A 288-nucleotide genomic window follows, 5' to 3' on the forward strand; every position below is an offset into this window, starting at 1 on the left:
GCAAGGTCAACACCCAGCTGGTCATCCAGCGGGAGTACCGGAACATCTGCTACTACGAGACCGAGGTCGGCCCCATTACGCTGGGCGTGACCGGCGACGGCGTCGCGTGCGACCTCTCGGAGCCTGCGGGCGGCACGGCAAAGTTCAGCTATCTGCTGGATGCCGATGACCCCACAGCGCTCATCATTCGGACAACGCTTGAGATCCAGGTCGAGCACATCAACTGAACATCCTCAACCTCTCCGTCATCGCTTGCGCGATGCCACCTCCCCCAAAGTGGGATGTCTT

1 protein-coding gene is annotated in these 288 nt (G+C 61.1%); it reads left to right on the forward strand.

What is annotated here, in order from left to right; genetic code table 11:
- The coding region (locus tag P0G09_RS20535; RefSeq protein WP_275253607.1) for a DUF1934 family protein at positions 1-227 on the forward strand (227 nt) is incomplete at its 5' end.
- Positions 228-288 lie beyond the last annotated feature (61 nt).

The organism is Faecalibacterium sp. DFI.5.82 (assembly GCF_029076575.1).
Classification (GTDB): Bacteria; Bacillota; Clostridia; order Oscillospirales; family Ruminococcaceae; genus Faecalibacterium; species Faecalibacterium duncaniae.